The organism is Desulfobulbaceae bacterium (assembly GCA_013792005.1).
Taxonomy (GTDB): Bacteria; Desulfobacterota; Desulfobulbia; order Desulfobulbales; family VMSU01; genus VMSU01.
The window spans coordinates 1-2,674 of record VMSU01000048.1; the positions used below are offsets into that span (position 1 = coordinate 1).

The following is a 2,674-nucleotide window of genomic DNA, read 5'->3' on the forward strand; positions in this document are numbered from 1 at the left end:
ACCGGCACCGCAAGGGGTGTTTCCGCCCTACAGATGGACATCAAGATCGACGGAGTTTCCCGCGAGATCATGAGTCAGGCGTTAGAGCAGGCCAAGGCTGGTCGATTGCATATTTTAGGTAAGATGCATGAGGCATTGGCCCAGCCACGGACTGAGATTTCAACCTATGCTCCTAAGGTTGTGATGATGACTATCAATCCGGACAAGATTCGCGATTTGATCGGTCCTGGTGGCAAGATCATCAAGGGCTTGACCGCCGAGTTTGATGTTAAGATTGATGTCAATGATAACGGTGAGGTCAAGATTTTTGCTCCGAACGGTGAAGTTGCGGCCTTGGTTGAGGCTCGGGTAAACAGCATCACTGCCGAGCCTGAGATCGGTCAGACCTACGAGGGTACAGTTGTTAAAGTGGTGGATTTTGGCGCCTTTGTCCAGATATTGCCCGGAGTTGACGGATTGGTTCATATCTCTGAACTTGCTAATCAGCGAGTAGAGAAGGTGACTGATGTGGTCAAGGAAGGGGAGATAATCAAGGTCAAGGTTCTGGAAATTGATCAGCGCGGTAAAATTCGGTTGAGTCGCAAGGCTCTGCTGGAAAGCTAAGAGTACTTTGTGGCGGGGAGGGTTGGTTTTTTACCTGCCCTCCTCCTGCCCGTTACCTGAATAATGTATCAAAAAACTGTACTTGACAGTGGGGTCATTCTGGTCTCTGAACGAATCCCGTCGCGTACGGTTTCTTTTGGCATCTGGATTGATGCCGGTACCCGAGATGAAGACGAACACGGTAGTGGGGCGGCTCATTTCCTCGAACATATGCTGTTCAAGGGAACTGGCCTACGGGATGCAAGTGCCATTGCCCGGGAGCTGGACCGCCTTGGAGGACTGTCGAATGCCTTTACCACCAAAGAAAACACCTGCCTCTACGGTACGGTCCTCGATTCACAACTCTCCTCTCTAGTCACCATACTTTCAGAACTTTTTTTTGATTCCCTCTTGCCCGATCACGAGATTGAGCGAGAGAGAATGGTCATTCTCCAGGAAATAGGGATGTCCTTGGATACCCCTGAAGATCTGATTCATGATCTGTTTGCTGGGGTGATGTGGGAGGGGCATTCCATGTCCCGTCCGGTCTTGGGGCGGTCGGAAGTGATTGCTGCCATGGACCGGGATCTTCTCCAGGCATTCAAACACCGTGGATATCGTCCGGGGCGGGTGCTGGTTTCTGCCGCGGGCAACGTTGATCATCATGCCTTGGTGGGCATGCTCTCGGCCATGAATGATTGGCGCCCGGCATCCCTTCCCGGCGCCGCGCTCCCAGCGCGAATCGCTCCATCTCCACAACCTCCCAAAGTCTCTATCTATCCTAAGCGGCTGGAACAGGCCCATGTCCTGCTCGGGACCCCAGGGCCACCAGCCTCAACTGAATCTCGTTACGTTCTTTCCTTGCTCAATACCGTCCTTGGTGGGAACATGAGTTCTCGGCTTTTCCAGGAAGTTCGTGAAAAGCGAGGCTTGGCCTATTCGATTTATTCTTTTGCGGAAGGCGCCAGCGATTGCGGAGTGGTTGGCGTTTATGCCGGCGTTAATGCTGATTCGGTGATTGAGGTAAGGGGCCTGGTTGATGAGGTTATTGCCGATATTTGTCAAGGTGGGATCACCGCTGATGAGCTTCGGGGAGCCCAGGACTTTGTCCGAGCAGGTCTTTTTCTTGCTGAAGAGAGTATGGAGGCGAGGATGATGCGATTAGCTAAGAATGAAATGACTTTTGGTCGTCATATCCCGATCGAGGAGGCAGAGGCTGGGGTATGTCGGGTGGTTCCTGCTGAGGTAACTGAATTAGCGACAACGTTGTTTGCCGGGCCATTGGCGGGGGTCGTTCTCGGCCCGGTGCGGCAGGAGGATTGCCGTCCGGATGAGGAGCTGACAGCTGGGGATGGCGATGAGTGAGACCGGTGATACGGTGAGTCAGAAGCGCCACCGACTTGAGTTGTGTTGGGTTACAGAGACCCTGGACTTGCAACTTCCTGCCTACCACTCCGAATTGGCGGCGGGGATGGATGTGATGGCGGCGGTCGTTGCACCGGTGGTGATTCCCCCTGGAGGGGTGGTCCTTATTGCTACGGGTTTTGCCGTTGCCCTCGCGGCCGGATATGAGCTGCAGGTGAGGCCGCGGAGCGGCTTAGCGGTCAAGCATGGTGTTACTGTTATCAATGCCCCAGGGACAATTGACGCGGATTATCGTGGTGAAGTTAAAGTTGCCCTGATTAACCTTGGTCTATCGCCCTATACCGTTAATCGTGGAGACCGCATCGCTCAATTGGTTTTGGCCCCTGTGTGTCGAGCGGAAATAGCAGTCGTGTCAGAGTTGCCGCCCACACGACGTCAGGATGGTGGTTTTGGTCATACCGGAGTGTGATGGTCTCTGCGTTGCGGTCCCCTGCCAAGGCCAACAGCTTAGACAAAAATTGTTTCTTGTTGGGTGAGTGTAGCGTAACCCAACACTCACCGAGCCCACCCTTGCATCAATCCTTAGGGACGCGGAAAATACCAATTTACCATAACGCATCCCGGCTTTGGGCCATCTTTGGTCGCGACTCAATCACAAAATCCTCGACGTAGCGCTGCTAAGCCTGCGGTTTTGTTCAATCGGCGCAACCAAATCTGACCCAGATCC

The 2,674-nt window shown here is 53.6% G+C and carries 3 protein-coding genes; all 3 read left to right on the top strand.

The genetic code is table 11. The features are described from left to right. On the top strand, window positions 1-603 hold a 603-nt coding region (locus tag FP815_02780), incomplete at its 5' end, for a S1 RNA-binding domain-containing protein (protein ID MBA3013860.1). Window positions 604-666: 63 nt separating this feature from the next. Beyond that, complete coding sequence (locus FP815_02785; GenBank protein MBA3013861.1) at window positions 667-1,947, top strand: insulinase family protein; 1,281 nt, start codon at window positions 667-669, stop codon at window positions 1,945-1,947. After that, complete coding sequence (locus FP815_02790; protein MBA3013862.1) at window positions 1,940-2,416, top strand: dUTP diphosphatase; 477 nt, start codon at window positions 1,940-1,942, stop codon at window positions 2,414-2,416. Before FP815_02785 ends, FP815_02790 begins: the two co-directional genes overlap by 8 nt. Window positions 2,417-2,674 lie beyond the last annotated feature (258 nt).

Bases quoted from the DNA above. Each gene is read 5' to 3' on its own strand.
- FP815_02785 (MBA3013861.1), top strand. From the start codon at position 667: ATGTATCAAAAAACTGTACTTGACAGTGGGGTCATTCTGGTCTCTGAA.
- FP815_02790 (MBA3013862.1), top strand. From the start codon at position 1,940: ATGAGTGAGACCGGTGATACGGTGAGTCAGAAGCGCCACCGACTTGAG.